Genomic DNA, 26,158 nt, shown 5'->3' on the forward strand with positions numbered 1-26,158 from the left:
CCGAGGCATTGTCGTGCGGGTTTTGAAAGGTTTTACGCTATTGGTGCTGGTTGTTGGCGTCGCAGTGCTGGGGGTATGGCGCGGTTGGCTGTCGGTGCCGCCACAATGGAATCCCTGGGCGCCCCTGGACGTCAATGCGCCGCCGAACCTGCTGACCCGTTACAAACTCATGGCCCTGCGCAACGATCCGCAGTTATGCGACCAGGCGCTCGCGACCTCGGGGCTGCGTGCCACCCGCCAGGCCGACAGCAGTCCCCAGGCCAGTTGCCCGCTGAGCAATGTGCTGAGGGTGCAGGGCGGCGAGGTGGCGTTGAGCAGCAGCTTCCTGGCCAGTTGCCCGCTGGCGGTGGCGTTCGCCTTGTTTGAACGTCACGCGCTGCAGCCGGCGGCGCAGGCGACCTATGGGCAGAAAGTGGTGCAGGTCGATCATCTGGGCAGTTTCGCCTGTCGCAATATGTACGGTCGGGAGAGCGGGGCGCGCAGCCAGCATGCCACGGCCAGTGCGCTGGATATCGCCGGGTTTCGCCTGGCGGACGGCCGTCGCGTGAACGTGCTCAAGGACTGGCCGAAGGACAACACCCACGCCCAATTCCTGCGCCAGGTGCGCGACGGTGCCTGTGACGTGTTCAATGTGGTCTTGAGTCCGGATTACAACGCGGCGCACCGCAACCATTTTCATCTGGATGTCGGGCCGTGGTGGATTTGCCGTTGATTCAGGCGGCGATGCGCAGGTTCTGCAACACGATCGGGCGCGCCCAGCGGGTATCGAAGTCCAGTTGCTTCTGCTGTGCCACCAGTTCCTCTTCCGGGAACGGCGGGAACGGCTTGTCCAGCAGGTCCAGTTCGAATTCGGCAATCGGCAGGTGCAGTGGACGTGGCTGAGGCGCAGGTCCCGGTTCTGGCAGCGGTTGGCCGGCGGCAAGCACCAGAGGGCGAACCCAGTTGCTTTCGAAGGTCTGCTGTTTTTGCTGGGTGGCGATTTCTTCCGGCGGGAACGGCGGGAAGGGTTTGTCCAGCAGGTCGAGTTCAAATTCAGCGATTGGCAGGAACAGCGGCTCAGGCGGTTTGACTTGGGTTTCAGTCACTTGGCAGTTGCGCTGGCTGACAATGTGCTCGAGCAATTCGGCGCCGAGGGTCGGTTCAACAGCCTCATCGAGGGCAACTGGCTGGTAGCTGCCAGGCGCCGGTGCGTTATCACCCAGTTGATCGGCCAGGGCCCGGGCAAAAAAATCCTGCCACAGGTGACTGACGCCGCTCAGGGCTTGGGTGTTGCGCAGGCTGTAATCGCCGTAAGGGGAGATGACGCCTATCGATGTGGATTGAATGTCTGACATTTTTCTCGGTCGACGCTCAGCTCTGGCAAAATGCCGTTCACCGTTGTTATCGGCCGCTTTTGCCGATCCTTAATTTTTTGAGCATGTTTCCAAGAATGAACAACTTCCATGAGTGATCAACCCGCGGCCTGCCGCATCCATGTTGAGGCCCTGGCCCCGGCCTTCCAGCCGCAGGCCGAGCACTGGGCACAGCGCCTTGACCTGCCGTTGCAGGTGGACGATGGCGAGTTTGCCTTGCAGGTCGGTGAGCAGGGGTTGCAGTTGCAGCAACTGGGGCCGGATGCGCCGGGACCGGTGCGGGTGGACTTCGTCGAAGGCGGCGCGGCCCATCGCCGCTTGTACGGCGGCGGTAGCGGCCAGATGATCGCCAAGGCCGTCGGTGTGGCCCAGGGCGTACGTCCGCGTGTGCTGGATGCCACGGCCGGGTTGGGCAAGGATGCGTTTGTGCTGGCCAGCCTGGGCTGTGAAATGAGCCTGATCGAGCGCCAGCCGCTGATCGGCGCATTGCTCGAGGATGGCCTGGCCCGAGGCGCGGAGGACTTCGATGTGGCGCCGATCGTCGCCCGCATGCGGTTGCTCAAGGGCAATTCCATCGAGGTGATGCGCAACTGGCAAGGCGAGCCGCCCCAGGTGATCTACCTGGACCCGATGTTCCCTCATCGTGAGAAAACGGCCCTGGTGAAGAAGGAAATGCGCCTGTTCCGGCCGCTGGTGGGCGACGACCTGGACGCTCCGGCGTTGTTGGCCGCGGCCCTGGCCCTGGCGACTCACCGCGTCGTGGTCAAGCGTCCGCGCAAGGCACCGTGCATCGAAGGGCCAAAACCCAGCCACGGGCTTGAGGGTAAATCCAGCCGCTACGACATCTATCCCAAGAAGGCGCTCAAGGCCTGAGACCGCGTCGCCTCCATCGCGAGCAGGCTCGCTCCCACAGATGTGTGTTGTGTTAACTACACCTTACCCTGTGGGAGCGAGCCTGCTCGCGATGAGGCCCGCCCAGTCGGCGAGAATCTATCAGATGATCTGCGGCCGATAAGCGCGCATAAACAACCCCACCACTTCCTCGACATGAGCCTCGGCCGCTGCGGCTTCCAGCGGTGCGCCGCAGCCATACAGCAAGCGGAAATTCGCCGCACCCTTGATGAGGCAGAAGAAGTGTTCCGCCGCATTGCGCGGTTTGTCGATGCTCAGGGCGCCGCTCTGGTTGACCTTGTTCAGCAGCCTTTCCATGCCTGAGAGCATCCGTTGCGGGCCTGCTTCGAAGAAGATCGTCGACAGCTGCGGGTCCTGACTGCCCAAGGCCATGATCAACCGATGCAGGTTCACCGATTCGTCGCTGTTGATCAGTTGGTGAAAACCACGGGCAATGTTCAGCAACACATGTTCGATCGGCACGCCGTCAGGCCATTCGAAGAAAAGCGGCGGCACTTGCTCTTCACACTTGGCCACCACGGCAGCGGAAAACAGCGTTTCCTTGTCGTTGAAGTGGCTGTAGACCGTCAGCTTCGACACACCGGCCTCGGTGGCGACCGCGTCCATGCTGGTGTTGGCATACCCCAGGCTGACGAAGAGTTTTTTTGCCGCGTCGAGAATGGCCTGGCGCTTGGCCAGATCCTTCGGACGGCCTGGGCCGTTGGGAGGTGAAAGATTGTTCGACATTATTCGCTTTTAATACTGGACTGGTGAGTTTGCTATTAATAACATACTCGTCAGTATAATTATTCCAAGCACCATTAGCGAAAGGTCACTCGCCATGTTCCGCTATGCCTTGCCCCTCGCCCTGCCAGTGAGCCTGGTTTTTTTATTGTCTGCGTGTGGTCAGGACGAACCCGTGTCCCTTGCCGTGCGCCCCGCCATGGTGGTGCAGCCAGAGCCTTCGGGCCAGGCGATGGAAAGTTATCCGGGGGAAGTCAGGGCGCGATTCGAGCCAGACCTGGCCTTTCGCATCGGCGGCAAAGTAAGCCGACGACTGGTCGAAGAGGGCCAGCGAGTCAAGGCCAACCAGGCCCTGGCCGAGCTCGATCCCCAGGACGTGCGCCTGCAGCTGGAAGCCACCCGTGCCCAAGTCGCCGCCGCCGAAGCCAACCTGAACCTGGTGCGCGCTGAACGTGATCGCTACAAAACCTTGATGGAGCGGCAGATGGTCAGCCGCTCCCAGTACGACAACGCAGAAAACCTCTACCGCTCCGGTGCCGCGCGGCTCAAGCAGATCAAGGCTGAATTCGATGTCGCCAGCAACCAGGCCAGTTACTCGGTGCTGCGTGCGCCTCAGGATGGCGTGGTTGCCCGGCGTTCCGTGGAGGTCGGGCAGGTGGTATCGGCCGGTCAAACGGTCTTCACCCTCGCCACTGACGGCGAGCGTGAAGTGCTGATCAGCCTGCCGGAGCAGGGCTTTGGCCGGTTCAAGATTGGTCAGCCGGTCTCGGTGGAGTTATGGAGCCAGCCCGATCAGCGTTTCAGCGGACGCATCCGCGAACTGTCGCCAGCCGCCGATCCCAGATCCCGCACCTTCGCCGCTCGCGTTGCCTTCACCGCCGGCAGTGTTCCGGCTGAGTTGGGCCAGAGTGCCCGAGTGTTTATCCAGACCGGCGACCAGGTGTCGCTGTCGGTGCCGCTGTCTGCACTCACCGCCGAGAACGGCGCCACTTACGTGTGGGTAGTCAACGGCAATAACACCCTGAAAAAAGTCCCGGTGCGCGTCGGCCCGTTTGGCGAAAAAACCGTTCCGGTGCTTGAAGGGCTGAGCCCCACTGACTGGGTCGTCGCAGCCGGTGTGCACGTGCTCCTCGACGGCCAGCAGGTGCGGCCGGTGGATCGCTCCAACCGCGTGGTCAATCTGGCGGCCAAGGAGTAATCCCCGATGGGCTTCAATCTTTCCGAATGGGCGCTGCGTAACCGCCAGATCGTCCTGTTCCTGATGTTGTTGCTGGCAATCGTCGGCGCGCTTTCCTACACCAAGCTCGGCCAGAGCGAAGACCCGCCGTTTACCTTCAAGGCCATGGTTATTCGCACCAACTGGCCGGGGGCTACGGCCGAGGAGGTTTCTCGCCAGGTCACCGAACGCATCGAAAAGAAACTGATGGAAACCGGCGATTACGAAAGAATCGTCTCGTTCTCCCGCCCGGGCGAATCCCAGGTGACTTTCATGGCTCGCGATTCCCTGCATTCGGCGCAGATTCCCGAGTTGTGGTACCAGATCCGCAAGAAGGTCAGTGACATCCGTCACACCTTGCCGCCGGGCATCCAGGGGCCGTTTTTCAACGATGAGTTTGGCACCACCTTCGGCAATATCTATGCGCTGACCGGTGATGGTTTTGACTACGGCGTGCTCAAGGATTACGCCGATCGCATCCAGATCCAACTGCAACGGGTCAAGGATGTGGGCAAGGTCGAACTGCTGGGTTTGCAGGACGAGAAAATCTGGATCGAACTGTCGAACGTGAAGCTGGCGACCCTCGGCGTGCCGCTGGCGGCAGTCCAGCAGGCGTTGGAAGAGCAGAACGCAATATCGACCGCAGGTTTTTTCGAAACCGGCAGCGAGCGGGTCCAACTACGGGTATCGGGAAATTTTCAGACAGTAGAAGAGATCCGCGACTTTCCCATTCGTGTCGCTGATCGCACGTTCCGTATCGGCGATGTCGCGGATGTGCATCGCGGTTTCAACGATCCGCCAGCCCCGCGCATGCGCTTCATGGCCGAAGATGCCATTGGTCTGGCCGTGGCGATGAAGGACGGCGGCGACATTCTGATTCTGGGCAAGGCCCTGGAGGCGGAGTTTGCCCGTATCCAGAACAACCTGCCGGCCGGCATGCAATTGCGTAAGGTCTCGGACCAGCCGGCGGCGGTGAAAACCGGTGTTGGCGAGTTCGTCCAGGTGCTGGTGGAGGCCCTGACGATCGTGTTGCTGGTGAGCTTCTTCTCCCTCGGGCTGCGGACCGGGATGGTGGTCGCCCTGGCGATTCCGCTGGTGCTGGCGATGACCTTCGCCGCGATGTATTACTTGGGCATCGGCCTGCACAAGATTTCCCTTGGCGCGCTGGTGTTGGCGTTGGGTCTGCTGGTGGATGACGCGATCATCGCGGTCGAGATGATGGCGATCAAAATGGAGCAGGGCTTCGACCGGATCAAGGCCGCCAGCTATGCCTGGACCAGCACCGCATTCCCGATGCTCACCGGTACGCTGATCACCGCTGCGGGTTTCCTGCCGATCGCCACGGCGCAGTCAGGCACCGGCGAGTACACCCGTTCGATTTTCCAGGTCGTCACCCTGGCGCTGCTGGCCTCCTGGGTGGCCGCGGTGGTGTTCGTGCCGTACCTGGGGGAGAAACTGTTGCCGGACCTGGCGAAAATTCATGCCGCCAAACACGGCACCGCTGATGGCCAGTTCGACCCCTACGGCACGCCGTTCTACCAGCGTGTCCGGCGCTTGGTGGAGTGGTGCGTGCGGCGGCGCAAAACCGTCATCGTGCTGACCGTGCTGTTATTTGTGGGCTCGGTGGCGCTGTTCCGTTTCGTGCCACAACAGTTCTTCCCGGCCTCGGGGCGACTTGAGCTGATGGTCGACCTGAAGCTGGCCGAAGGCGCGTCCCTGAGCAACACCGCCGAGCAGGTCAAGCGCCTTGAAGCGCTGCTCAAGGACCACGCGGGCATCGACAACTACGTGGCTTATGTCGGCACCGGTTCACCGCGTTTCTACCTGCCGCTGGATCAACAACTGCCGGCACCCAGCTTCGCCCAGTTCGTGGTGCTGGCCAAGACCATCGAAGACCGCGAGCCCCTGCGCAGCTGGTTGATCACCACGTTGAACGAACAGTTCCCGGCCCTGCGCTCGCGGGTCACGCGCCTGGAAAATGGCCCGCCAGTGGGTTATCCGGTGCAGTTTCGCGTGACCGGTGAGCACATCGAACAAGTCCGGGCCCTGGCCCGGAAAGTGGCGACCAAGGTTCGTGAAAATCCCTACGTGGCCAACGTGCATCTGGATTGGGAAGAGCCGAGCAAGGTGGTGTACCTGAACGTCGATCAGGACCGCGCCCGAGCGTTGGGCGTGAGTACGGCTAACCTGTCGAGCTTTTTGCGCAGTTCCCTCACCGGCTCCAGCGTCAGCCAATACCGGGAAGACAACGAACTGATCGAGATTCTGCTGCGCGGCACGGTGCATGAGCGCACCGAATTGTCGCTGCTGCCGAGCCTGGCGGTGCCGACCGACAATGGCACAAGCGTTGCGCTGTCGCAGATCGCGACGCTGGAATACGGCTTCGAAGAAGGCGTGATCTGGCACCGCAATCGCCTGCCAAGTGTGACCGTGCGGGCTGATATCTATGGCAAGGAACAACCGGCGACCCTGGTGCAGCAGATCTTCCCGACCCTGGCCCCGATTCGTGCCGAGCTGCCGGACGGTTATCTGCTGGAAGTGGGCGGTACGGTAGAGGATGCCGCCCGTGGCCAGCAATCGGTGAACGCCGGCGTGCCGCTGTTCATCGTCGTGGTGCTGACGTTGCTGATGCTGCAATTGCGCAGTTTTTCCCGCACGGCCATGGTGTTTCTCACCGCGCCCCTGGGACTGATCGGTGTCACGCTGTTCCTGCTGGTGTTCCGCCAGCCGTTCGGTTTCGTCGCCATGCTGGGCACCATCGCCTTGTCGGGGATGATCATGCGCAACTCGGTGATTCTGGTGGACCAGATCGAACAGGACATCAAGGCGGGGCTCGCCCCGTGGCAGGCGATCATCGAAGCCACTGTGCGACGGTTCCGCCCGATTGTGCTCACCGCGCTGGCGGCGGTGCTGGCGATGATTCCGCTGTCACGCAGCCTGTTCTTTGGCCCGATGGCGGTGGCGATCATGGGCGGGCTGATCGTGGCGACGGCGTTGACGCTGTTGTTCCTGCCGGCGTTGTATGCGGCGTGGTTCAGGGTCAAGAAGACCTGACACGATTTTGATAACACTGAAGATCGAATGTGGGAGCGAGCTTGCTCGCGATGGCGGAATATCGCGATGGCGGAATATCAGTCAACACAGATGTTATGGCTGATACCGCTATCGCGAGCAGGCTCGCTCCCACAGTGTTTTTGCGCTGAATCTCAGAGCGTACCAAACACCTTCTTGGCCAAACTGCTCGCCGCCGCCGCAGGGTTCTGGCGGATGGTGGCTTCCTGTTTGCCGATCATCTCGAACAAACCGTCCAGCGCTTGTTCGGTCACGTAGTTTTCGATGTTGGCGCTTTTGGCGTCCAGCACGCCGAAGGTCGCCGCTTGGCCTGCGAACGTGTTGTATTTCTGCGCCAGGCCAACCTTGTCGGTGGCTTGCTTGACGATGGGCAGGAACTTGGCGCGGATCTGCTCGCGGCTGCTCTTGTTCAGGTACTGCGTGGCGGAATCGTTGCCGCCGCTCAGGATCCCCTTGGCATCGCTCACACTCATGTTCTTCACGGCATTGACCAGGATCGGCTGGGCCTGGACCACAGCGGCTTCAGCGGCCTGGTTCATGCTGGCTTCCAGTTGTTCGACCTGATCGCCCATGCCAAAGGCTTTCATCTTGCTGGCGACTTTACCGAGCTTGCCCGGCAGTTCGATCTTCACCTCGGGATTGTTGCTGAAGCCACCGGGTGTGCCCAACTGCTTGACGGCTACTTGGGCGCCCTGGGTCAGTGCGTCCTTGAGGCCGCCGGTGGCGTCCTTCTGCGAGAGGTCGGCCAGGGACAAGGCCATGGTGTTGGCGCAGAACAACAGGCCGGCGCACAGGCTGGTGAAACGGAGCGTAGAGCGGAGCATGGCAGCTTCCTTGAAAAAATTAGAAAGAGAAATCAGCGGGCGGCGTTGACGCGGATCTTCAGCGGCTGTGGATCTTTGCCATCGAGCTGCACGGTGTGTTGTTCGGTGGTGATGAACATCAACTGGCCGTCCACTTCAATGCGCGCGCTCACGGCATAACGATGGCCGGGTTTGACCTGGGCCGGATCATAGCTGAGGTGAAACGGCAGCGGGACCTGGCCCTTGACCGGACCGCTCTGTTCATCGAGCACCACCGCGGGGGCGTCGGCCAGGGACACATCCTGCAGGCTCACGCTTAAGACAGCGGTGGGCGGCAGGGCGATGCGCTGCAGGTAGAACACTTCACCGTCGAGACTGTTTTTGCTCGCCAGCGGTGCGCTGGAGCAGGCACTGAGTAACGTGGCAACGGCGACGAGAAGAAGCTTTTTCATTGGGGGCATTTCCATATTGAGGGCGCCAGAGAGAACCTGGCGCCTGTGGGGTCAGTCCGCAACCACCGGGATGACCTGATCTGCCGCATCTTCACTGCGATGCAACGCCACCTGACGGATCGACAAACGGATCTCCGCCGGCAGGACTCGCTTGGCCGCACCTTCGGCCAGTTCACCCAGCAGCTCGTGATAGCTTAGCTTGCCCGCTTCGTCCCGGCGCAGCACGTCCAGGTCCAGCATTGTCTGGATGAAATGCCGGAACAGGCTCTTGTCGAAGAATTCCGGTGCGTTCAGGCCATGCAGGATCGACAGGCGCTGGGCCATGACCGTGCAGAGGTCTTCCAGTTCTTCGGCGCTGATGCTGTTCTGGCCGCTGTTGAGCAGCAGGGAGACGGTCATGTAGAAGCGCTGCAAGGTCTGCGCGATGCTTTTGGACAACAGGGTCAGCAGCACGAAATGCCGCGAACTCGGGGCTGGGCGCAGGTACAGGTCTTTTTCGAAACGCAGCAGCCCTTGTTCGACGAACGCTTCGAGCCATTGGTCGATCACGACGTCCAGTTCTTCCAGTGACCAGCGAATGAACAGTTCCGATTGCAGGTAGGGGTACAAGGCGCGGGTGTAGCGCAGGATCTGTTCGCGGCTCATGCGCGAGGTGCTCTGGAAGAAACTCGCCAGCAACGCCGGCAGGGCGAAGATGTGCAGCACGTTGTTGCGGTAGTAGGTCATCAGGACGGCATTCTGCTCGTCCAGATACAGAATCTTGCCCAGGGCATCGCTCTGTTCCGACAGCAGGTCCATGCCTTTGACGTGCTCGATCAGCGCACGCCCATCGCCCTCGGGCAACGTGGTGTGAGGCGAGTACGGCACTTTGCGCAACAACGCCAGGTACAGGTCCAGCACCCGGGCCATGGCCCGGTCGTCCAGGGCCAGGCGGCTGGTGGACAGCAGTGCCAGGGCGACCAGGTTGACCGGGTTGATGGCCGCCGCTTCGTTCAGGTGCCGGGCCACCCGCTCGCCGAGGCGATGGGTGGTTGCGTTGAGCCAGGCCGGTTTGAATTGCGGGCCCAGCTCCTGTTGGCGCCAACCCGGCTGTTCGCCGTCGAGAAACTCCGCCAGTTTGATCGGCTCACCGAAGTTCACCGCTACTTGGCCGAAGCGCTGCTTGAGGGCGCCGATGACCTTGAAAATGTCGAAGATCGATTCTTTCTTCTTGCTCGCCCCACGCAGTTCACCCAGGTAGGTGCGGCCTTCCAGGACGCGCTCATAGCCGATGTAGACCGGCACGAACACGATGGGCATGCGCGATGAGCGCAGGAAGCTGCGTAAGGTGATGGCGAGCATGCCGGTCTTGGGTTGCAGCATGCGTCCGGTGCGCGAGCGACCGCCCTCGACGAAATACTCCACCGGAAAGCCTTTGGTGAACAGTGTGTGCAGGTACTCGTTGAACACCGCGGTATAGAGCGGGTTGCCCTTGAAGGTGCGACGCATGAAAAACGCCCCGCCCCGACGCAGCAGGCCGCCGATCACCGGCATGTTGAGGTTGATGCCGGCGGCGATGTGCGGCGGGGTCAGGCCGTTGCGAAACAGCAGGTACGACAGCAGCAGGTAGTCGATATGGCTGCGGTGGCACGGCACGTAGATGACTTCGTGGCCCTGAGCGACCTTCTGCACGCCTTCGATGTGGTTGACCTTGATGCCGTCGTAGATCTTGTTCCAGAACCAGCTCAGCACCACTTCCAGGAAACGGATCGCGGTGTAGGTGTAGTCCGAGGCGATTTCGTTGCCGTAACGCAGCGCCTGGGCCTTGGCTTTTTCCGGGGTGATTTTTTCCCGCTCGGCCTCGTCGGCAATCGCCTGTTTGACCAGAGGCTGGTTCAGCAGCCCCTTGACCAGGTTGCGTCGGTGGGAAATGTCCGGGCCAATGACCGCCGCTTTCAAGTTGCGAAAATGTATCCGCAGGATCCGCTGGGCCATGCGCACGGTGCGTTCGTGGCCCTTGTCGTGCTCGATCAGTTCGCGCAAATGGATCGGCGCGGAAAACTGCACGCGGGTCTTGCGCCCCAGGATCATGATGCTCAGCAAGCGCCGCAGCCGGCCAGTGACGGCCCAGCTGTCGGCGAACAACAGTTTCCACGGGCTGGATTCGCTGTCGGGCGACTGCCCCCAGAACACGCTGACCGGGATGATTTGTGCGTCTTCGGCGGCGTTGTGGGTCAGGGCATTGACCAGTCGCGTCAGGGTCGGCGGCGCGCCGCGTTTGTCCTGCCGGCCGAGCCAGTCCGGCTCCGGGGTCAGGTAGAAAAACGCCGCCGGTTCCAACAGGTTGCCCACGGACACCGGCAGTACCGGGCGGGGCAGGCCAGCCTTGGTGCACTCGGTGTCGAGCACCGCCAGGTCGGTGAGCGAAGGGTTTTGCAGGACGTAGAACACCGGACGACTGCGGTCGAGGTTGAGGGTGAAGGACGACTGATTGATCGTCTCGGAGCGAACCCAGAGGTACAACAGTCGGCGCAGGGTGCCAAACACAAGACGGCGGAACGGGGAACGGGTCATACGGCTTCTGCATGAGTGGATAAGATAAAGCGGCGGCTAGTGTGCCGGATTCGTCGAAAATCGGCAAAAAAGCGCCGAAGTAAAGTCAGTTGAGAGTTTTTACGTCTGTCATATACTCGGGCGGCTGACTGCCTCTGCCTTCCTCGTGGACGGCCGGACGGCGGCGAAGATCGTACGGCTTTCTATCGAAAGGCCGACTTAAAAATAAAAATGGGAGTGAGCAATCATGGCAGCACGCGAAACCGGCAATGTGAAGTGGTTCAACGACGCCAAAGGCTACGGCTTCATCCAGCGTGAAGGCGGGGCGGATGTATTCGTGCATTACCGCGCGATCCGTGGCGAAGGCCATCGTTCTCTGACTGAAGGCCAGCAGGTCGAGTACGCGGTGGTGGAAGGGCAGAAGGGCTTGCAGGCTGAGGATGTGGTGGGGTTGTAACCCGCATTCACTGGCTACACAAAACCCATTGTGGGAGCGAGCTTGCTCGCGATAGCGGTGTATCAGGCAATGCATCATTGACTGTCACACCGCTATCGCGAGCAGGCTCGCTCCCACATGGGTTGTGCTTTTACCTTTGTATCTGCGGCGGGCATCGCGAGGGTGGCCCTCAGATAGTCACGCCGTCTTCCAGGTAATCTCTTCTTCCCCATCGGCGCTGATGCGAATCCAGCGATCCGCCGACTCTTCACCTTCTTCCTCCACCCACGACCCAGGTGCGCAGCGCACTTCGACGTTCAGCGCGGCAAAGGCTGCACGGGCGCAGGCGATGTCGTCTTCCCACGGGGTCTGGTCGCTTTCCAGGTACAGGCTGTTCCATTTGCCCACAGCCTTGGGTAGCCAGGTCACCGGGATATCGCCGGCCTTGCACTTGTAGGTCTGGCCTTTCTGGACCCAGTCGCTGCACGGGCCCAGGGCCTGGCCGAGCCACGCGGCAATGGCCTTGTGATCGACGTCGGCGTCTTTGAGGTAAATCTCGATATCGGGTTGGCGCATGGATGTCCTCACTGCGGTCTTGAAAAATCCATTCGCGGATTTAACTGGCCTCTGGCGGTTGCCCGAGGCCGGGAATTAAAAGTTATTGAAGAACGAAATAATCGTAGCGCATCGACACCGTGACCTCGAACGGCTCGGCCTGCTCGATCACGCTGGCGCGGCGTTCGGCACTGGCGCGCCAGCCGTGGGGCGTCATCGCCAACAGGTTGGCGCGGTCCTGGCCACTTGTGAGCATGAGCTTGAACTCGAGGGTTTCGCTGTGATCGAGCACCATGCCCGACGGCACCAGGGCCAGGTGTTTGTCATCCGTGTACTGGCGCACTTCGTCGTACAGTCGCTCGCGCAATTCCATCAGGTGGCCGCTGGTCGGGCCGACCTTCATCAGGCCGCCACCGGGGCTGAGCAGGCGTTTGGCCTCCTGCCAGTCCAGCGGGCTGAACACGCTGGCCAGAAACTGGCAGCAGCCGTCCGCCAGCGGTACGCGGGCCATGCTGGCGATCAACCAGGTCAGCCGTGGATCGCGTTTGCAGGCGCGTTTGACCGCCTCGCGGGAGATGTCCAGGGCGTAGCCATCGGCATCCGGCAAGGCTTTCGCGATCTGCGCGGTGTAGTAACCCTCGCCACAGCCGATGTCCAGCCAGCGACCGGGCGCGCGCTCGGCGGCCAGTTCGGCCAGGCGCCGGGCGACAGGGGCGTAATGCCCGGCGTTGAGGAAGTCGCGGCGGGCTTCGACCATCGCCTGGTTGTCGCCGGGATCGCGGCTGTTCTTGTGCTGCACCGGCAGCAGGTTCAGGTAACCCTGCCGCGCGCGGTCAAAGCGATGGCCGGCCGGGCACACCACGCCGTTGTCCACCGCGTTCAGCGGTTCACTGCAGATCGGGCAGGCGAGCATCAGGCGAGCAACTTGATCAGCGTCTTGTAGTAGATCTCGGTCAGCACGTCGAGGTCGGCCGCCAGCACGCGCTCGTTGACCTGGTGGATGGTCGCGTTGACCGGCCCCAGTTCCACCACTTGGGTGCCCATGGTGGCGATGAAGCGACCATCGGAGGTGCCACCGCTGGTGGAGGCTTTTGTCTCGCGACCGGTGACATCCTTGATGCTCGAAGACACGGCATCCAGCAAAGCGCCTGGTTCGGTGAGGAATGGCAGGCCCGACAACGCCCAATCGATGTGCCAGTCCAGTTGATGCTTGTCGAGGATATCGGCGACGCGTTTTTGCAAGCCTTCGACGGTGGACTCGGTAGAGAAGCGGAAGTTGAACATCGCCACCAGATCGCCAGGGATCACGTTGGTCGCGCCAGTGCCGGCGTTGAGGTTGGAAATCTGGAAACTGGTGGGCGGGAAGAAGTCGTTGCCGTGGTCCCAATGCTCGGCGGCCAACTCTGCCAGGGCCGGCGCGGCCAGGTGGATGGGGTTCTTCGCCAGGTGCGGATAGGCCACGTGGCCTTGCTTGCCGCGCACCGTTAGTTTTGCGCCGAGGGAGCCGCGGCGGCCGTTCTTGACCACGTCACCCACCAGGGTGGTGCTCGACGGCTCGCCGACGATGCACCAGTCCAGGCGTTCCTGGCGGGCCTTGAGGCGCTCGACCACGGCCTTGGTGCCGTGGTGGGCCGGGCCTTCTTCGTCGCTGGTGATCAGAAAGGTGATCGAGCCTTTGTGGTCCGGGTAGTCGGCGACAAACCGTTCCGCTGCCACCACCATCGCCGCCAGGCTGCCTTTCATGTCCGCCGCGCCACGGCCACAGAGCATGCCGTGTTCATCGATGACCGCATCGAACGGGTCGAGCTGCCAGGCTTGCACCGGACCGGTCGGCACCACGTCGGTGTGCCCGGCGAAACACAGCACCGGGCCGTCATGCTTGCCATGGCTGGCCCAGAAGTTATCCACATCCTCGATGCGCATCGGTTCGAGCGTAAAGCCCGCGCTGCCCAGGCGCTGCATCATCAGTTTCTGGCAATCGGCATCCACCGGCGTCACGGACGGACGGCGGATCAGGTCGCAGGCGAGTTGCAGGGTCGGCGAGAGGTCGGCGTGGGCCGTCATGGAAAACTCCGAAAGCTGGAAAGGAGATCACAGTCCATGTGGGAGCCGGCTTGCTCGCGAAGCTTTTAGCGTCAGTGATGACGCCTTCGCGAGCAAGCCCGCTCCCACAGGTCCTGAGTTCGACCGTTGGATTGTATTCGGTCGAGGCTTACAAAATGGCGGTTATCTTATAGCAAAACGACCCCGGTGGGCCCCTGGTGCTGGTCAGTTGGACCACGAAACCTGTGGGAGCGAGCTTGCTCGCGATGGCGTCGGATCAGCCGCATCAATATTGACTGACACACCGCTATCGCGAGCAAGCTCGCTCCCACAAGGGAAATTGGTCGGATTCATTTCGCGACCGGCTCGAATTGCCGCAGCAAAGCCCTATAATGCGCGCCGGTTTTTGGGGTAATGGTCATGAGTACAGAAGATCCACGGTTTGCCGGTATCGCCCGTTTGTATGGCATCGAAGGCCTGGAGCGCCTGCGGGCGGCCCATGTGGCGATTGTCGGGGTGGGCGGTGTTGGTTCCTGGGCGGCGGAAGCCATCGCCCGGTGCGGCGTGGGCGAGATTTCGCTGTTCGACCTGGATGATGTCTGCGTCAGCAATGCCAACCGCCAACTGCACGCCCTGGACAGCACCGTCGGCAAACCCAAGGTCGAGGTGATGGCCGAGCGCCTGCGCGGCATCAACCCCGACTGCACGGTGCATGCCGTGGCGGATTTCGTCACCCGCGACACCATGGCCGAATACATCACGCCGAACATCGACTGCGTGATCGACTGTATCGACAGCGTCAACGCCAAGGCGGCGCTGATCGCCTGGTGCAAACGCCGCAAGATCCAGATCATCACCACCGGCGGCGCGGGTGGGCAGATCGACCCGACGTTGATCCAGGTGTGCGACCTGAACCGCACGTTCAATGATCCGCTGGCCTCGAAAGTGCGTTCTACCTTGCGCCGCGATTACGGTTTTTCCCGTACCGTGACCCGCCACTACAGCGTGCCTTGTGTGTTCTCCACCGAGCAACTGCGCTACCCGAAACCGGACGGCAGCATTTGCTTGCAGAAGAGCTTTGTCGGCGATGGCGTCAAGCTCGACTGTGCTGGCGGGTTTGGTGCGGTGATGATGGTCACGGCGACGTTCGGCATGGTCGCGGCGACCAAGGCTGTGGATAAGATTGTGGCGGGTGTGCGGCGGCCGGCGGACCGGGTTAAGCCTCAGGTTTGAGCACTGGGGCTGATGGCCTCATCGCGAGCAGGCTCGCTCCCACATTGGATCTCATGGAACACAAGTTTTGTGTACGACACGGATCCCCTGTGGGAGCGAGCCTGCTCGCGATGGCGATCATTCAGTCAACTCAAGCATCCGCTTCAACACCGCATTCAAACCATTGCTGCGCGACGGCGACAACTGCCGCGACAATCCCAACTGATTGAACCAATCCGGCAAATCCACCTGTTGCAACTCGTCAGCCGACAAACCGTTGACCCGCGCCAGCAGCAACGCCACCAGCCCACGAATCAACCGCGCATCGCTGCTGGCGGCAAACTGCCAATGTCCGTCCTGCAGCCCTCCCACCAACCACACCTGACTTTCACAACCATGGACGAGATTGGCGTCGCACTTATCCGCATCGCTCAAGGGCGGCAGGCGCTCGCCCCATTGCATCAGCAGCCGGGCGCGTTGCTCCCAGCTCGATGCGTCCTGGAAAATCTGCAGCGCCTCGGCGGCCTCGAACGGCAGGCTCATCGGAGCAGCTCCAAGGCCTGGTCCAGGGCTTCGAAGAAGCGTTCGATATCGGCGGAGTCGTTGTACAGCGCCAGCGACACGCGAATCGCCCCCGACAGCTTCAGATGTTTGAACAGCGGCATGGCGCAGTGATGCCCGGCGCGTACAGCGATGCCTTGTTCGGTCAGCAAGTGGGCCAGGTCGGCGTTGTGCACGCCTTCGACCACGAAGCTGACCAGGGCCAGGCTCGGATTGCCCACCAGGCGGACGCCATTGCGCGCCAGCAGCCCGTGAAGCAGGTAGTCATGCAGTGCAGTTTCATGGTCGCTGACTGCCTGCGGGTCGAGGCCGGACAGGTAGTCGAGGGTCGCGCCCAGGCCGATCACACTGGCAATCGGCGGCGTGCCGGCTTCGAAGCCCAGTGGCGCCGGACGGAACGTGGCGCTGTGGTAGTCGGCCTGTTGCACCATCTCGCCGCCGAACTGCCAATGACGCAGTTGATGAAGCGCTTCGGTGCGGCCGAACAACACGCCCAGTCCTTCGGGGCCATAGAGCTTGTGGCTGGAAAATACATAAAAGTCGCAGCCCAGTGCCTCCATATCGTGACGGCCATGAACCACACCCTGGGCGCCATCGATCACCGTCAGCGCGCCTTGGACCTTGGCCAGGGCCAATAGCTCTGGCAAGGGCTGCCAGGTGCCCAGCACGTTGGACAGCTGGCTCACCGCCAGCAGGCGCGTACGTGGGCCGATCAGTTCGGCGGCGGCGCTGATATCGATCACCCCGTCGGCATCCAGTGGCAACACCACCAGGGTCAACGAACGGCGCTCGGCCAGTTGCTGCCACGGCAGCAGGTTGGCGTGGTGTTCCAGGGCGCTGATGACGATTTCATCGCCCGGATTGAAAAGATGTTCCAACCCATAGGCCAGAAGATTCAGCGCCGAAGTGGCGCCATGGGTGAAGACGATTTGCCCGCAATCCCCGGCATTGAGCCATTGCGACACTTTGAGTCGGCTGTCTTCGAATGCTTGGGTCGCATGGGCGCCCGGCAGATGCTGTGCGCGGTGCACGTTGGCCGCGCCATTGGCGTAGTAATGCGCCAGGGCGTCCAGCAGGGCTTGGGGTTTTTGCGTGGTGGCGGCGTTGTCCAGGTAAGTCTGGCCTTGCCGTTGCAAGGCGGCGATGGCCGGGAAGTCGGCGCGCCAGGGAGAGGGAATCAACATGCTTTCGGGCCCTGCTGGAGTTACGCCGGACCCTGTGGGAGCAAAGTTGCTCCCACAGGTGATGGTGTGAAGCGGCTTAGTTGTGGGCGTGCAGTGCTTCGTTCAGCTCGATGGCCGATTTATGGGTTTTGCATTCCACCGCGCCGGTCTCGGAGTTGCGGCGGAACAGCAGATCGGGCTGGCCGGCCAGCTCGCGGGCCTTGACCACCTTGACCAGTTGGTTGTTCTCGTCCAGCAGCGCCACCTTGGTGCCGGCGGTCACGTACAGGCCCGACTCCACGGTGTTGCGGTCGCCCAGCGGAATGCCGATGCCGGCGTTGGCACCGATCAGGCAGCCTTCACCGACCTTGATCACGATGTTGCCGCCGCCCGACAGGGTGCCCATGGTCGAGCAACCGCCGCCCAGGTCAGACCCCTTGCCAACGAATACGCCAGCCGATACACGGCCTTCGATCATGCCCGGGCCTTCGGTGCCGGCGTTGAAGTTGACGAAACCTTCGTGCATCACTGTGGTGCCTTCGCCTACGTAGGCGCCCAGGCGGATCCGCGCGGCATCGGCGATACGCACGCCAGCCGGGACCACGTAGTCAGTCATTTTCGGGAACTTGTCCACCGAGAACACTTCCAGCAGCTCGCCGCGCAGACGGGCTTCGAGCTGGTGCTCGGCCAATTCGCCCAGGTCGATTGCGCCCTGGCTGGTCCAGGCCACGTTCGGCAGCAGCGGGAAAATACCGGTCAGGTTCAGGCCGTGAGGCTTGACCAGACGGTGCGACAACAGATGCAGCTTGAGGTAGGCCTCGGGCGTGGAGCTCAGTGGAGCGTCTTCAGCCAGCAGAGTGGCGACCAGCGGCTTGTGGCTCTCGGCCAGACGGGTCAGCAGCGCGGCTTGCGCGGCATCGACGCCCTTGAGCGCGTCAGCCAGTTGCGAAGCCTGTGCGGTGGTGAAGGTGATGGCCTGGTTGCCTTCGCTATAGCCCAGAATCGGCGCGATGGCCTTGACGATCTCGGCCGAAGGGTTGAGCAACGGTTGGGCGTAGAACACTTCCAGCCAGCTACCTTGACGGTTTTGCGTGCCGACACCGAAGGCCAGGCTGAACAGAGTATTGGACATGAAATTACCTCTACAAAATGGACTGGGCAGGCTTACTTGATCTCTGCCGCATAAATATCTGGCTTGAAGCCAATCAGGGTTCGGTCACCGAGATCAAGCACCGGGCGCTTGATCATCGAGGGTTGGCCGAGCATCAGTTCGATGGCTTTCGTCTGGTCGAGATCGGCTTTGCGTTCGTCGTCGAGTTTGCGAAAGGTCGTACCGGCACGGTTCAACACCACTTGCCAGCCATGCTCGTTGCACCATTGGGTCAGGTGCTCACGGTCGATGCCGGCGGTCTTGTAATCGTGAAAGTCATAGTTGACAGCGTGTTCATCGAGCCAGGTGCGCGCCTTTTTCATCGTGTCACAGGCTTTGATACCGAAAAGGTGCAACGTTTTACTTGAATCGGTCAAGGAATTGCCCCCTTTGCAGGTGCTGGAAATAAAAGGTCAAGGATTATGCCATGACCGGACGGTTTCGCGACGGCCCAGGTTGATGTGCAGCAAAACCTGTGGGAGCGAGCTTGCTCGCGATGGCGTCCGATCAGCTTGCATTGATATCGACTGATACACCGCTATCGTCGGATCGCCGCCCGGAGCAGGCTCGCTCCCACAGGAGGTGGGCTGCGACATAGGTGTAACGGCCAAGTTAATGCTAGGCGGTTAATATGGCACTTCAACGGCAAGCTGTTGCCGGATGTGTGTCGCTGTAAATGGAAACTCGTTATGCAAAGCGCTTATACCGTGCTGATCCTGTTGACGCTGGTGGGTGTTTCACGGCTGATCGGACGGTTGATCCCGCTGCCGTTGCCCTTGGTGCAGATCGGCGCAGGGGCGTTGCTGGCCTGGCCATCCCTGGGTTTGCATGTAACGCTCAATCCAGAATTGTTCCTGTTTTTATTCCTGCCACCGCTGCTGTTCTCCGACGGCTGGCGTATGCCCAAGCGCGAATTCTGGCGCCTGCGCGGGCCGATCCTGACGCTGGCGGTGGGGCTGGTGCTGTTTACGGTGGTGGGCGCCGGTTATTTCATTCACTGGCTGCTGCCGAGCATCCCGCTACCGGTGGCGTTTGCCCTGGCGGCGGTCCTGTCGCCGACCGACGCGGTGGCGGTGTCGGCAATTGCTCGCGACCGCTTACCCGGCCCCCTGATGCACATGCTCCAGGGCGAAGCGCTGATGAACGACGCCTCGGGCCTGGTCACCTTCAAGTTCGCCCTGGCGGCGGCCATCACCGGGGTGTTTTCCCTGGCCAACGCGAGCCTGACCTTCATGCTGGTGGCGATCGGCGGACTGCTGGTCGGCGTGGCCTTGAGTTGGCTGGTGGGCCGTATGCGGGCCTGGATGATCGGGCGCGGCTGGGACGACCCGGCCACCCACGTAGTGTTCATGTTGCTGTTGCCATTCGCGGCCTATGTGCTGGCTGAACGTTTGGGCGCTTCGGGGATTCTCTCGGCAGTGGCGGCCGGCATGATGCAGAGCTGGCTCGACCTGCTGCCGCGCCAGACCGGCACACGGTTGCTCAACCGCAGCGTCTGGTCACTGCTGGAGTTCGCCTTCAACGGCTTGATCTTCCTACTGCTGGGCCTGCAATTGCCGGACATCGCCAAGGCGGTGACCAGCCACGAAACCACATTGTGGCCGACGCTGTTCTACCGCTGCCTGGACGTGGTGGCGATTTTCCTGGTGTTGCTGGTGCTGCGGTTTGTCTGGGTGCAAAGCACCTGGCGCCTGTCCGGGCTATTGCGCCGCTGGCGTGGCAAGGGCGAGCTGACCCTCGTGCCGACTGCGCGCTCCTGCTGGTTGCTGACCTTCGGCGGGGTGCGCGGAGCGGTGACACTGGCGGGCGTGCTGTCGGTGCCGATGCTGTTGGCGGCGGGCGAGGTGTTTCCCGAGCGAGACTTGCTGATCTTCATTGCCGCCGGGGTCATTCTGCTGTCATTGATCGCCGCCTGCATCGCGCTGCCATTGCTGCTGCGAGGTGTCGAGAAAAGCCCCGATGACAAGCGCCGCAACGAAGTGCGCGATGCCTGGCGCAAAACTGCTGAAGCGGCGATCCATGCATTGGAAGTGGACGAAACGAGCGAGGCTGCCAGCGCGCCCGACGCGACCCAAGCGGCGCTGGCGACCGAGGTCAAGGCGCGGTTGATGTCTGAATATCGCCACCAGTTGGAGGTGTTCAACGACTCCGCCGAAGCCCAGGCGCTGGCGTTCGAAATGGACCTGCTGGAACGCCGGCTGCGCTTGAAGGCCTATCGGGCGCAGCGGCTGGAGTTGTATCGCCTCAGCCGTCATCACCAGATTGGGGATGATGTGCTGCGAGAGGTGCTGGGGGAGTTGGATCTGGCGGAGGCGAATTTGGGGTTGGGTAAATAACGGTTGGGGTTAGAGCGGAAGGTAGGCCTTCACACCGGCGATCACGCCTTGCATGTCTTCAGAGCCCAGGCGAGGAACGAAGTACTCTCGGCCCTTGGATCGAGTCTTTTTATGCAGCTTGTCCAGACGTTCAAAACTCACGGTATAAATCATGTCGCACTTCACCCACAGCTCTTTGTAGCCATCGGACTGGAGGGGGTTGGTGCGGAGCAGGTGGTGCCAGTCCTGCTGAGTTTGTGGAGTTGTGGAGGAAATCGGCACCACAGTGCAGAGCTTGCGACTGTGTGTGGCAGTAGGAGAGATCACCACCACCTTGCGGATCTTCAGCATCTCAGGCGCAACAAAGCCCCGCGTGAAGTCGCAAAGAAGAACATCGCCTTGCTTGGGATGGTAATAAAGAGGCATTCCTTATCCTCATAAAAAAGCAAAGCCGCCCGAAGGCGGCTTCAATCGACACGCAGTTGAGCTTGCTTCGCCCTTTCTGCGCCGCTGGGTCAACCTCGAGAGGGACCCAGACTCCTGCCAGCTTTCGCTGGTGACGGGGAGGATTATGGCTACAGGGGATAGCGAATTCAAGCCAGCTTGAACCCTCGTAACAGGGTTGAATGAGATCTTTCGGTGTACAAAGTAAGCGAAATCAACGGCTTGGCGTTCGCGGTACGTTTTATGTCTTTTCTTGTCTGAGCAGACAGACCGTGGTCCGTCAGACGCGCCGAAGTTTCCGACAAGTTTTTAAGGTTGTCCCTCGGAAGCGAGGGCTCTAGCCTCTGGGTGTCGCTGCCAATTCAGCGACCGGACGTGAGAATCCGAACAAAACCTCTAGGAGCACGGGCTTCTGCGCTATCCAAGCGCGGGGCTTTACATACTTCAGCTCTAGGGAGCAATTTTGATGGACCACAAAGAGACTCAAAACGCACCAACGCCCGCATCCACTTTCCCCTACGGCGATTACGCACCCGAAAAACTGCAAGAAGCCGCTGATCGTGTGCTGGATCACTATCTCAAACCTGACGACAGCAAGTCAGAACCCAAGCCCTCAGTGCAGTTATTCACTGTGGCTGACGGTATCGACACCGAAGTGTTGCTGGCCAATCTCAGCGAAACCCTGGCTTCGGCCAATGCAATGCTCAATGACCTTGCCTTCGATCAGGACGGCTCGCGACGACATGTAGCATTGGGAGTGGCCCAGATGATTGAGTTGGGGATGTTGTTGGCGAACAAGTGCCTGGATCGGGTAGAGCTTCGGGCTTGATGTAATAGTGCCGGCCTAATCGCGAGCAAGCTTTGCTCCCACAGGATCCGGTATCGATCACAAACTTTGTGAACAACACCAAACCACTGTGGGAGCAAAGCTTGCTCGCGATAAATCGAAAGGCAAACACAAAAATCCCGGCAGAGCACTAAACCTGTGGCGAGGGAGCTTGCTCCCGCTGGGGCGCGAAGCGGCCCTGAAACCGCACAACTCGGTATGTCAGGCAGATTGAGTTGACTGCTTTGGGGCCGCTGCGCAGCCCAGCGGGAGCAAGCTCCCTCGCCACAACAGCGTCCGCTTCGGCGGGATATAGCCATCAACCCCGACGCTGAATGAACGCGCGAATCCGCTCCGCCGCTTCCACACATTCAGCCAATGGCGCGACCAGGGCCATGCGCACGCGTCCGGCGCCTGGGTTGACGCCATCCACTTCGCGGGACAGGTACGAGCCCGGTACCACGGTCACGTGTTCCTGTTCGAACAGGTCATGGCAGAACGCCGCATCATCGCCCGCTACGTTCGGCCACAGGTAGAAGCTACCGTCGGGGCGTTGCACGTCCAGTACCGGGCTGAGGATTTCCAGTACCGCGTCGAACTTTTCCCGGTACAGCGCGCGGTTGGCCCGTACGTGCACTTCGTCGTTCCATGCGGCGATGCTCGCCAGTTGGGTCTGAACCGGCATCGCGCAGCCGTGGTAGGTGCGATACAGCAAGAAGCCCTTGAGGATGTCCGCATCGCCGGCCACGAAACCGGAGCGCAGGCCTGGCAGGTTGGAGCGTTTGGACAGGCTGTGGAACACCACGCAGCGCTTGAAATCCTGGCGACCGAGCTCGACGCAGGCGCTGAGCAGCCCTGGTGGCGGGGTCTGTTCGTCGAAGTACAGCTCGCTGTAGCACTCGTCCGCGGCAATCACGAAGTCGTGCTCGTCGGCCAGGGCAATGAGCCTCTTCAGCACATCCACCGGGATCAGCGCACCGGTCGGGTTGCCCGGGGAGCACAGGAACAGGATCTGGCAGCGTTTCCAGATGTCCGGCGAGACCGCATCGAAATCCGGATTGAAGCCGTTTTCGTCCAGGCACGGCAGGTAGTGTGGCTTGGCTCCGGCCAGGAACGCGGCGCCTTCATAGATCTGATAGAACGGATTCGGGCTGACCACCAGGGCGTCGTCGCCACGGTTGACCACGGTCTGGGTGAAGGCAAACAGCGCTTCACGGGTGCCATTGACCGGCAGCACGTGGCGCGCCGGGTCCAGCCAGCCGTTCGGCACGTTGAAGCGGCGCTCGCACCAGCCGGTGATGGCTTCACGCAATTCCGGGATGCCGAGGGTGGTCGGGTACACGGCCATTTTTTCCAGATTGCTGGCCAGGGCTTCAGCCACAAAGCTTGGCGAGCGGTGCTTGGGCTCGCCGATGGACAGCGCGATCGGGCGTTTGTCCGGGTTGGGCGTGACGCTGCCCAGCAGGGCGCGGAGCTTTTCGAACGGGTAGGGCTGCAACTGGTTCAGAGCGTTGTTCATCGGGGGCCTCGTCAATGTGGGCGCGGTCCTTGTGGGAGCGAGCTTGCTCGCGATAGCGGTGGGTCAGCAGAATCGATGCCGGATGTTCCGTCGCTATCGCGAGCAAGCTCGCTCCCACAGGGGGAGCGTTGATTCAGATATTGATACGCGTCAGGTTGGCATCAGGTTCCTGGTTGACGCTCAACTGCCGGACAATCGCGTCCTGCAAGCGGCTGCACAGCTGCGGATCGGACAGCGGCTGGTTATGCGCGTCAGTGATGAAGAACACGTCTTCCACCCGTTCGCCCAAGGTGGCGATCTTGGCGTTCTGCAACGACAGGTCGAACTCCAGGAATATATGCCCGACCCGCGCCAGCAGGCCAGGGCGGTCCGGGGCGCTGAGCTCCAGCACCGTGACCTGACGCTGGGCGTCGTTGTGGATCGTTACCTGGGGAGCGAAGGCGAAGTGCTTGAGCTGGCGCGGGACCCGGCGCTGGATGATGGTCGGGTAATCCGCCGGGTTGCGCAGGGCCTCGGTGAGACCGTCGCGGATCTGTTTGACCCGCGTCGGGTTGTCGCCAATCGAATCGCCATCGGTGTCGAGCACAATGTAGGTGTCGAGGGTGAACTGGCTGCTGGAGGTAATGACCCGGGCGTCGTGAATGTTGAGGTTGAGCTGGTCCATCGCCGCCACAGTCACGGCGAAGAAGTCGTGCTGGTCCGGGGCGTAGATGAAAATCTGCGTGCCGCCCTCGAACTCGCGCTGGGTGGTTTCCTTGATCAGCACCAACGGCCCGCCATCGGCCGGTTGCTGCAGAATCGCGTCGCTGTGCCAGGCGACGTCGCCGGCAGTGTGGCGCAGGAAATAGTCATCGCCCAACTGCGACCAGAGCTGTTCGACGTCGTCCGGATCGGTGCCGCCGCGCACCAGGATGTCCAGGGCGGCAGTTTGGGTGCGACGGATCTGCTCTTCGCGGTCCACCGGGTTTTCCAGGCCGCGGCGCAGGGCACGCTTGGTCTCGGTGTAGAGCTGGCGCAACAGGCTGGCGCGCCAGGAATTCCACAGGCTCGGGTTGGTGGCATTGATATCGGCCACGGTCAGCACGTAGAGGTAATCCAGACGTGTTTCATCACCGACGATCTGGGCGAAGTCGTGGATCACCTGCGGGTCGGACAGGTCCTTGCGCTGGGCGGTGGTCGACATCACCAGGTGATTCTGCACCAGCCAGACGATCAGCCGGCTGTCCCATACCGGCAGTTGATGGCGCTGGCAGAACGCCTCGGCATCCACCGCGCCGATCTCGGAGTGGTCGCCCTGGCGACCCTTGCCGATGTCGTGGTAAAGCCCCGCCATGTAGATCAGTTCGGGCTTGGGCAGCTTGCCCATGAGCTTGCTGGCCAGCGGGAATTTTTCCGATACCTGGGTGTATTGCAACTTCCGCAGGTGCTTGATCAGGTTCAGCGTGTGGGCATCGACCGTATAGATGTGGAACAGGTCGTGCTGCATCTGACCGACGATGAAACCGAACTCCGGCAGGTAGCGCCCCAGAATGCCGTAGCGGTTCATCCGCCGCAGATTGCGATGCACCCCGATCCTGCACTTGAACAGCTCGATGAACAGGCTGGTGTTGCGGATATCGTGGCGGAAGTCGTCATCGATCAGATGACGGTTTTCCCGCAGCAGGCGAATGGTGTCGGCGCGCACCCCCTTGATTTCCGGCTGCTGGGCCATGAGCACGAAAATCTCCAGCATGGCGAACGGCGTACGGCGGAATACATTGGCGTTGCGCGCTTCGATGTAACCATCGTGGAGCTGGAAGCGTGAGTTGATCGGCTGCGGCGGTTCTTCGTCTTCGGGGGCGAGGATGACCTCTTCGAAGTGCTGGATGATCAGTTCGCTGAGCTGGGCGATGCTCATCACCACCCGGTAGTACTGCTGCATGAAGTTTTCGATGGACTGCTTGGCATCCTGGCCCTCGAAACCCAGCAAGCCCGCGATGGAGCGCTGGTGATCGAACAGCAAGCGGTCTTCGGAGCGCCCGGCAAGCATGTGCAAGGCGTATCGCACTTTCCACAGGAATTCCTGGGACGAGGCCAGCAGGGCATTTTCGCTTTCCACCAGGAAGCCTTCGCCAGCCAGGGCGCGCAGGTTCAGGGTGCCGTACTGGCGACGGGCAACCCACAGGATGGTCTGGATGTCCCGCAATCCGCCAGGGGAGCCTTTGACGTTGGGTTCCAGGTTGTATTCGGTGTCGTTGTACTTATGGTGGCGGGCCTTTTGTTCGGCGTGCTTGGCCAGGAAAAAGTCCTTGCTGGGCCACATGTGCGCGGTGCTGGTGACTTCGAGCATACGCTGGCGAAGGCGCTCGGGACCGGCGATGGTGCGGCTTTCCATTAGGTTGGTGATCACCGTCAGGTCGGCGCGGGCCTCGTCGGCGCATTCCTGCACCGAGCGCACGCTCTGACCGACTTCCAGGCCGATGTCCCACAGCAGTGTCAGGAAACGCTCGATGGAGTCGCGGAAAACTTCATGGTCGGCGCTGTCCAGCAGGATCAGCAGATCGATGTCGGAGTAAGGGTGCAGCTCACCGCGCCCATAGCCGCCCACCGCCACCAGGGCAATGTCGGCATCTTCGCTCCAGTTGAACTGCTCCCAGGCCTTTTGCAGGATGTTATCGACGAACCAGGCACGGTCTTCGATCAGCCGGCGAATATCCCGGCCACTGCGAAAGCGCTGGTCGAGCACTTCATGAGCCTGGCGGATCGCCTTCTTGAAGGCCGATATGGGGCTTGCCTTCAGGGCCAGTTCAGCCTGGAACTGGCCGCGGTCGAAGAGTTCGGGATCCACCTGCGGCATCGAATGGCTTTCCTTTCTTTCTATCTATAGCTGGGT

Annotated in this window: 23 protein-coding genes; 8 read left to right on the forward strand and 15 right to left on the reverse strand. The window is 61.5% G+C overall.

Annotated features, from left to right (window positions below; translation table 11 throughout):
- The first annotated feature begins 13 nt into the window (after positions 1 to 13).
- Complete coding sequence (locus GKKCFE_RS03905; protein WP_445577504.1) at positions 14 to 712, forward strand: extensin-like domain-containing protein; 699 nt, start codon at positions 14 to 16, stop codon at positions 710 to 712.
- A 1-nt stretch (position 713) separates the two neighbouring features.
- On the opposite strand, the gene GKKCFE_RS03910 is transcribed toward GKKCFE_RS03905, so the two are convergent.
- Entirely contained in the window at positions 714 to 1,334 is a 621-nt protein-coding gene (locus GKKCFE_RS03910) for an energy transducer TonB (RefSeq protein WP_107321564.1), read from the reverse strand.
- Positions 1,335 to 1,442: 108 nt separating this feature from the next.
- Here GKKCFE_RS03910 and GKKCFE_RS03915 point away from each other — a divergent pair, with 108 nt between their 5' ends.
- Positions 1,443 to 2,225 (forward strand): class I SAM-dependent methyltransferase, encoded by a 783-nt coding sequence (locus GKKCFE_RS03915; RefSeq protein WP_047227542.1) that lies wholly within the window; start codon positions 1,443 to 1,445, stop codon positions 2,223 to 2,225.
- Positions 2,226 to 2,345: 120 nt separating this feature from the next.
- Here the strand turns inward: GKKCFE_RS03915 and GKKCFE_RS03920 are convergent, their stop codons facing one another.
- Positions 2,346 to 2,990 (reverse strand): TetR/AcrR family transcriptional regulator, encoded by a 645-nt coding sequence (locus GKKCFE_RS03920; protein ID WP_047227543.1) that lies wholly within the window; start codon positions 2,988 to 2,990, stop codon positions 2,346 to 2,348.
- 94 nt (positions 2,991 to 3,084) lie between these two features.
- On the opposite strand from GKKCFE_RS03920, the gene GKKCFE_RS03925 reads away from it, so the two are divergent.
- Both GKKCFE_RS03925 and GKKCFE_RS03930 read left to right on the forward strand, forming a co-directional pair.
- Positions 3,085 to 4,185: an efflux RND transporter periplasmic adaptor subunit gene (locus GKKCFE_RS03925; protein WP_445577505.1), complete on the forward strand. Its 1,101-nt coding sequence runs from the start codon at positions 3,085 to 3,087 to the stop codon at positions 4,183 to 4,185.
- A 6-nt stretch (positions 4,186 to 4,191) separates the two neighbouring features.
- Positions 4,192 to 7,257, forward strand: a complete 3,066-nt coding sequence (locus GKKCFE_RS03930) for an efflux RND transporter permease subunit (RefSeq protein ID WP_047227545.1) — start codon at positions 4,192 to 4,194, stop codon at positions 7,255 to 7,257.
- A gap of 152 nt (positions 7,258 to 7,409) precedes the next feature.
- On the opposite strand, the gene GKKCFE_RS03935 is transcribed toward GKKCFE_RS03930, so the two are convergent.
- Genes GKKCFE_RS03935 through plsB form a run of 3 tightly spaced genes read right to left on the reverse strand, consistent with a single transcriptional unit; the run spans position 7,410 to position 11,083 of the window.
- Entirely contained in the window at positions 7,410 to 8,099 is a 690-nt protein-coding gene (locus GKKCFE_RS03935; RefSeq protein WP_076386199.1) for a DUF4197 domain-containing protein, read from the reverse strand.
- A gap of 32 nt (positions 8,100 to 8,131) precedes the next feature.
- Entirely contained in the window at positions 8,132 to 8,530 is a 399-nt protein-coding gene (locus tag GKKCFE_RS03940) for a YbaY family lipoprotein (protein WP_047227547.1), read from the reverse strand.
- 51 nt (positions 8,531 to 8,581) lie between these two features.
- Positions 8,582 to 11,083: a glycerol-3-phosphate 1-O-acyltransferase PlsB gene (gene plsB, locus GKKCFE_RS03945; RefSeq protein ID WP_445577506.1), complete on the reverse strand. Its 2,502-nt coding sequence runs from the start codon at positions 11,081 to 11,083 to the stop codon at positions 8,582 to 8,584.
- 226 nt (positions 11,084 to 11,309) lie between these two features.
- Here plsB and GKKCFE_RS03950 point away from each other — a divergent pair, with 226 nt between their 5' ends.
- Entirely contained in the window at positions 11,310 to 11,519 is a 210-nt protein-coding gene (locus GKKCFE_RS03950) for a cold-shock protein (protein ID WP_003184959.1), read from the forward strand.
- Positions 11,520 to 11,696: 177 nt separating this feature from the next.
- On the opposite strand, the gene GKKCFE_RS03955 is transcribed toward GKKCFE_RS03950, so the two are convergent.
- The 3 genes from GKKCFE_RS03955 to dapE all read right to left on the reverse strand — a co-directional run bounded on the left by GKKCFE_RS03955 (position 11,697) and on the right by dapE (position 14,117).
- Positions 11,697 to 12,074, reverse strand: a complete 378-nt coding sequence (locus tag GKKCFE_RS03955) for a hypothetical protein (RefSeq protein WP_047227549.1) — start codon at positions 12,072 to 12,074, stop codon at positions 11,697 to 11,699.
- 82 nt (positions 12,075 to 12,156) lie between these two features.
- Positions 12,157 to 12,966 carry a putative RNA methyltransferase gene (locus GKKCFE_RS03960; protein ID WP_445577507.1) on the reverse strand — a complete coding sequence of 270 codons (810 nt, stop codon included), beginning with the start codon at positions 12,964 to 12,966 and terminating at the stop codon, positions 12,157 to 12,159.
- Positions 12,966 to 14,117: a succinyl-diaminopimelate desuccinylase gene (gene dapE, locus GKKCFE_RS03965; protein WP_339489991.1), complete on the reverse strand. Its 1,152-nt coding sequence runs from the start codon at positions 14,115 to 14,117 to the stop codon at positions 12,966 to 12,968. The genes GKKCFE_RS03960 and dapE overlap by 1 nt, the downstream gene beginning before the upstream one ends.
- 399 nt (positions 14,118 to 14,516) lie before the next feature.
- Between dapE and tcdA the strand changes: the two genes are divergently transcribed.
- The gene (tcdA, locus tag GKKCFE_RS03970) at positions 14,517 to 15,329 is read left to right on the forward strand and encodes a tRNA cyclic N6-threonylcarbamoyladenosine(37) synthase TcdA (protein ID WP_003198205.1); all 813 of its coding nucleotides are present in this window, start codon (positions 14,517 to 14,519) and stop codon (positions 15,327 to 15,329) included.
- Positions 15,330 to 15,446: 117 nt separating this feature from the next.
- Here the strand turns inward: tcdA and GKKCFE_RS03975 are convergent, their stop codons facing one another.
- The 4 genes from GKKCFE_RS03975 to GKKCFE_RS03990 all read right to left on the reverse strand — a co-directional run bounded on the left by GKKCFE_RS03975 (position 15,447) and on the right by GKKCFE_RS03990 (position 18,505).
- Positions 15,447 to 15,851 (reverse strand): SufE family protein, encoded by a 405-nt coding sequence (locus GKKCFE_RS03975; RefSeq protein WP_445577508.1) that lies wholly within the window; start codon positions 15,849 to 15,851, stop codon positions 15,447 to 15,449.
- Entirely contained in the window at positions 15,848 to 17,053 is a 1,206-nt protein-coding gene (locus tag GKKCFE_RS03980; protein WP_445577509.1) for an aminotransferase class V-fold PLP-dependent enzyme, read from the reverse strand. The genes GKKCFE_RS03975 and GKKCFE_RS03980 overlap by 4 nt, the downstream gene beginning before the upstream one ends.
- Before the next feature lie 76 nt (positions 17,054 to 17,129).
- On the reverse strand, positions 17,130 to 18,164 hold the full coding sequence (gene dapD / locus GKKCFE_RS03985; protein WP_047227554.1) for a 2,3,4,5-tetrahydropyridine-2,6-dicarboxylate N-succinyltransferase: 1,035 nt from the start codon (positions 18,162 to 18,164) through the stop codon (positions 17,130 to 17,132).
- A 32-nt stretch (positions 18,165 to 18,196) separates the two neighbouring features.
- Positions 18,197 to 18,505 carry an arsenate reductase gene (locus tag GKKCFE_RS03990; RefSeq protein ID WP_230682619.1) on the reverse strand — a complete coding sequence of 103 codons (309 nt, stop codon included), beginning with the start codon at positions 18,503 to 18,505 and terminating at the stop codon, positions 18,197 to 18,199.
- 366 nt (positions 18,506 to 18,871) lie between these two features.
- Here GKKCFE_RS03990 and GKKCFE_RS03995 point away from each other — a divergent pair, with 366 nt between their 5' ends.
- Positions 18,872 to 20,518: a Na+/H+ antiporter gene (locus tag GKKCFE_RS03995; protein ID WP_445577510.1), complete on the forward strand. Its 1,647-nt coding sequence runs from the start codon at positions 18,872 to 18,874 to the stop codon at positions 20,516 to 20,518.
- 9 nt (positions 20,519 to 20,527) lie between these two features.
- On the opposite strand, the gene GKKCFE_RS04000 is transcribed toward GKKCFE_RS03995, so the two are convergent.
- A complete protein-coding gene (locus GKKCFE_RS04000) occupies positions 20,528 to 20,923 on the reverse strand; it encodes a type II toxin-antitoxin system PemK/MazF family toxin (RefSeq protein ID WP_210643046.1) in 396 nt (131 codons plus the stop codon).
- Positions 20,924 to 21,407: 484 nt separating this feature from the next.
- Between GKKCFE_RS04000 and GKKCFE_RS04005 the strand changes: the two genes are divergently transcribed.
- Positions 21,408 to 21,770, forward strand: a complete 363-nt coding sequence (locus GKKCFE_RS04005; RefSeq protein WP_445577511.1) for a DUF6124 family protein — start codon at positions 21,408 to 21,410, stop codon at positions 21,768 to 21,770.
- 316 nt (positions 21,771 to 22,086) lie between these two features.
- Here the strand turns inward: GKKCFE_RS04005 and dapC are convergent, their stop codons facing one another.
- Both dapC and GKKCFE_RS04015 read right to left on the reverse strand, forming a co-directional pair.
- Positions 22,087 to 23,286 carry a succinyldiaminopimelate transaminase gene (dapC, locus tag GKKCFE_RS04010; protein ID WP_445577512.1) on the reverse strand — a complete coding sequence of 400 codons (1,200 nt, stop codon included), beginning with the start codon at positions 23,284 to 23,286 and terminating at the stop codon, positions 22,087 to 22,089.
- 133 nt (positions 23,287 to 23,419) lie between these two features.
- Positions 23,420 to 26,122: a [protein-PII] uridylyltransferase gene (locus tag GKKCFE_RS04015; RefSeq protein ID WP_316912670.1), complete on the reverse strand. Its 2,703-nt coding sequence runs from the start codon at positions 26,120 to 26,122 to the stop codon at positions 23,420 to 23,422.
- Between the last annotated feature and the right edge of the window lie 36 nt (positions 26,123 to 26,158).

The sequence above is a fragment of the Pseudomonas sp. E141 genome (genome assembly GCF_052659885.1).

What these genes read in the sequence shown, in the direction of transcription:
- GKKCFE_RS03910 (WP_107321564.1), bottom strand. Translation starts at nt 1,334, where the DNA reads ATGTCAGACATTCAATCCACATCGATAGGCGTCATCTCCCCTTACGGC.
- GKKCFE_RS03915 (WP_047227542.1), top strand. Translation starts at nt 1,443, where the DNA reads ATGAGTGATCAACCCGCGGCCTGCCGCATCCATGTTGAGGCCCTGGCC.
- GKKCFE_RS03920 (WP_047227543.1), bottom strand. Translation starts at nt 2,990, where the DNA reads ATGTCGAACAATCTTTCACCTCCCAACGGCCCAGGCCGTCCGAAGGAT.
- GKKCFE_RS03925 (WP_445577505.1), top strand. Translation starts at nt 3,085, where the DNA reads ATGTTCCGCTATGCCTTGCCCCTCGCCCTGCCAGTGAGCCTGGTTTTT.
- GKKCFE_RS03930 (WP_047227545.1), top strand. Translation starts at nt 4,192, where the DNA reads ATGGGCTTCAATCTTTCCGAATGGGCGCTGCGTAACCGCCAGATCGTC.
- GKKCFE_RS03935 (WP_076386199.1), bottom strand. Translation starts at nt 8,099, where the DNA reads ATGCTCCGCTCTACGCTCCGTTTCACCAGCCTGTGCGCCGGCCTGTTG.
- GKKCFE_RS03940 (WP_047227547.1), bottom strand. Translation starts at nt 8,530, where the DNA reads ATGAAAAAGCTTCTTCTCGTCGCCGTTGCCACGTTACTCAGTGCCTGC.
- plsB (WP_445577506.1), bottom strand. Translation starts at nt 11,083, where the DNA reads ATGACCCGTTCCCCGTTCCGCCGTCTTGTGTTTGGCACCCTGCGCCGA.
- GKKCFE_RS03950 (WP_003184959.1), top strand. Translation starts at nt 11,310, where the DNA reads ATGGCAGCACGCGAAACCGGCAATGTGAAGTGGTTCAACGACGCCAAA.
- GKKCFE_RS03955 (WP_047227549.1), bottom strand. Translation starts at nt 12,074, where the DNA reads ATGCGCCAACCCGATATCGAGATTTACCTCAAAGACGCCGACGTCGAT.
- GKKCFE_RS03960 (WP_445577507.1), bottom strand. Translation starts at nt 12,966, where the DNA reads ATGCTCGCCTGCCCGATCTGCAGTGAACCGCTGAACGCGGTGGACAAC.
- dapE (WP_339489991.1), bottom strand. Translation starts at nt 14,117, where the DNA reads ATGACGGCCCACGCCGACCTCTCGCCGACCCTGCAACTCGCCTGCGAC.
- tcdA (WP_003198205.1), top strand. Translation starts at nt 14,517, where the DNA reads ATGAGTACAGAAGATCCACGGTTTGCCGGTATCGCCCGTTTGTATGGC.
- GKKCFE_RS03975 (WP_445577508.1), bottom strand. Translation starts at nt 15,851, where the DNA reads ATGAGCCTGCCGTTCGAGGCCGCCGAGGCGCTGCAGATTTTCCAGGAC.
- GKKCFE_RS03980 (WP_445577509.1), bottom strand. Translation starts at nt 17,053, where the DNA reads ATGTTGATTCCCTCTCCCTGGCGCGCCGACTTCCCGGCCATCGCCGCC.
- dapD (WP_047227554.1), bottom strand. Translation starts at nt 18,164, where the DNA reads ATGTCCAATACTCTGTTCAGCCTGGCCTTCGGTGTCGGCACGCAAAAC.
- GKKCFE_RS03990 (WP_230682619.1), bottom strand. Translation starts at nt 18,505, where the DNA reads ATGAAAAAGGCGCGCACCTGGCTCGATGAACACGCTGTCAACTATGAC.
- GKKCFE_RS03995 (WP_445577510.1), top strand. Translation starts at nt 18,872, where the DNA reads ATGCAAAGCGCTTATACCGTGCTGATCCTGTTGACGCTGGTGGGTGTT.
- GKKCFE_RS04000 (WP_210643046.1), bottom strand. Translation starts at nt 20,923, where the DNA reads ATGCCTCTTTATTACCATCCCAAGCAAGGCGATGTTCTTCTTTGCGAC.
- GKKCFE_RS04005 (WP_445577511.1), top strand. Translation starts at nt 21,408, where the DNA reads ATGGACCACAAAGAGACTCAAAACGCACCAACGCCCGCATCCACTTTC.
- dapC (WP_445577512.1), bottom strand. Translation starts at nt 23,286, where the DNA reads ATGAACAACGCTCTGAACCAGTTGCAGCCCTACCCGTTCGAAAAGCTC.
- GKKCFE_RS04015 (WP_316912670.1), bottom strand. Translation starts at nt 26,122, where the DNA reads ATGCCGCAGGTGGATCCCGAACTCTTCGACCGCGGCCAGTTCCAGGCT.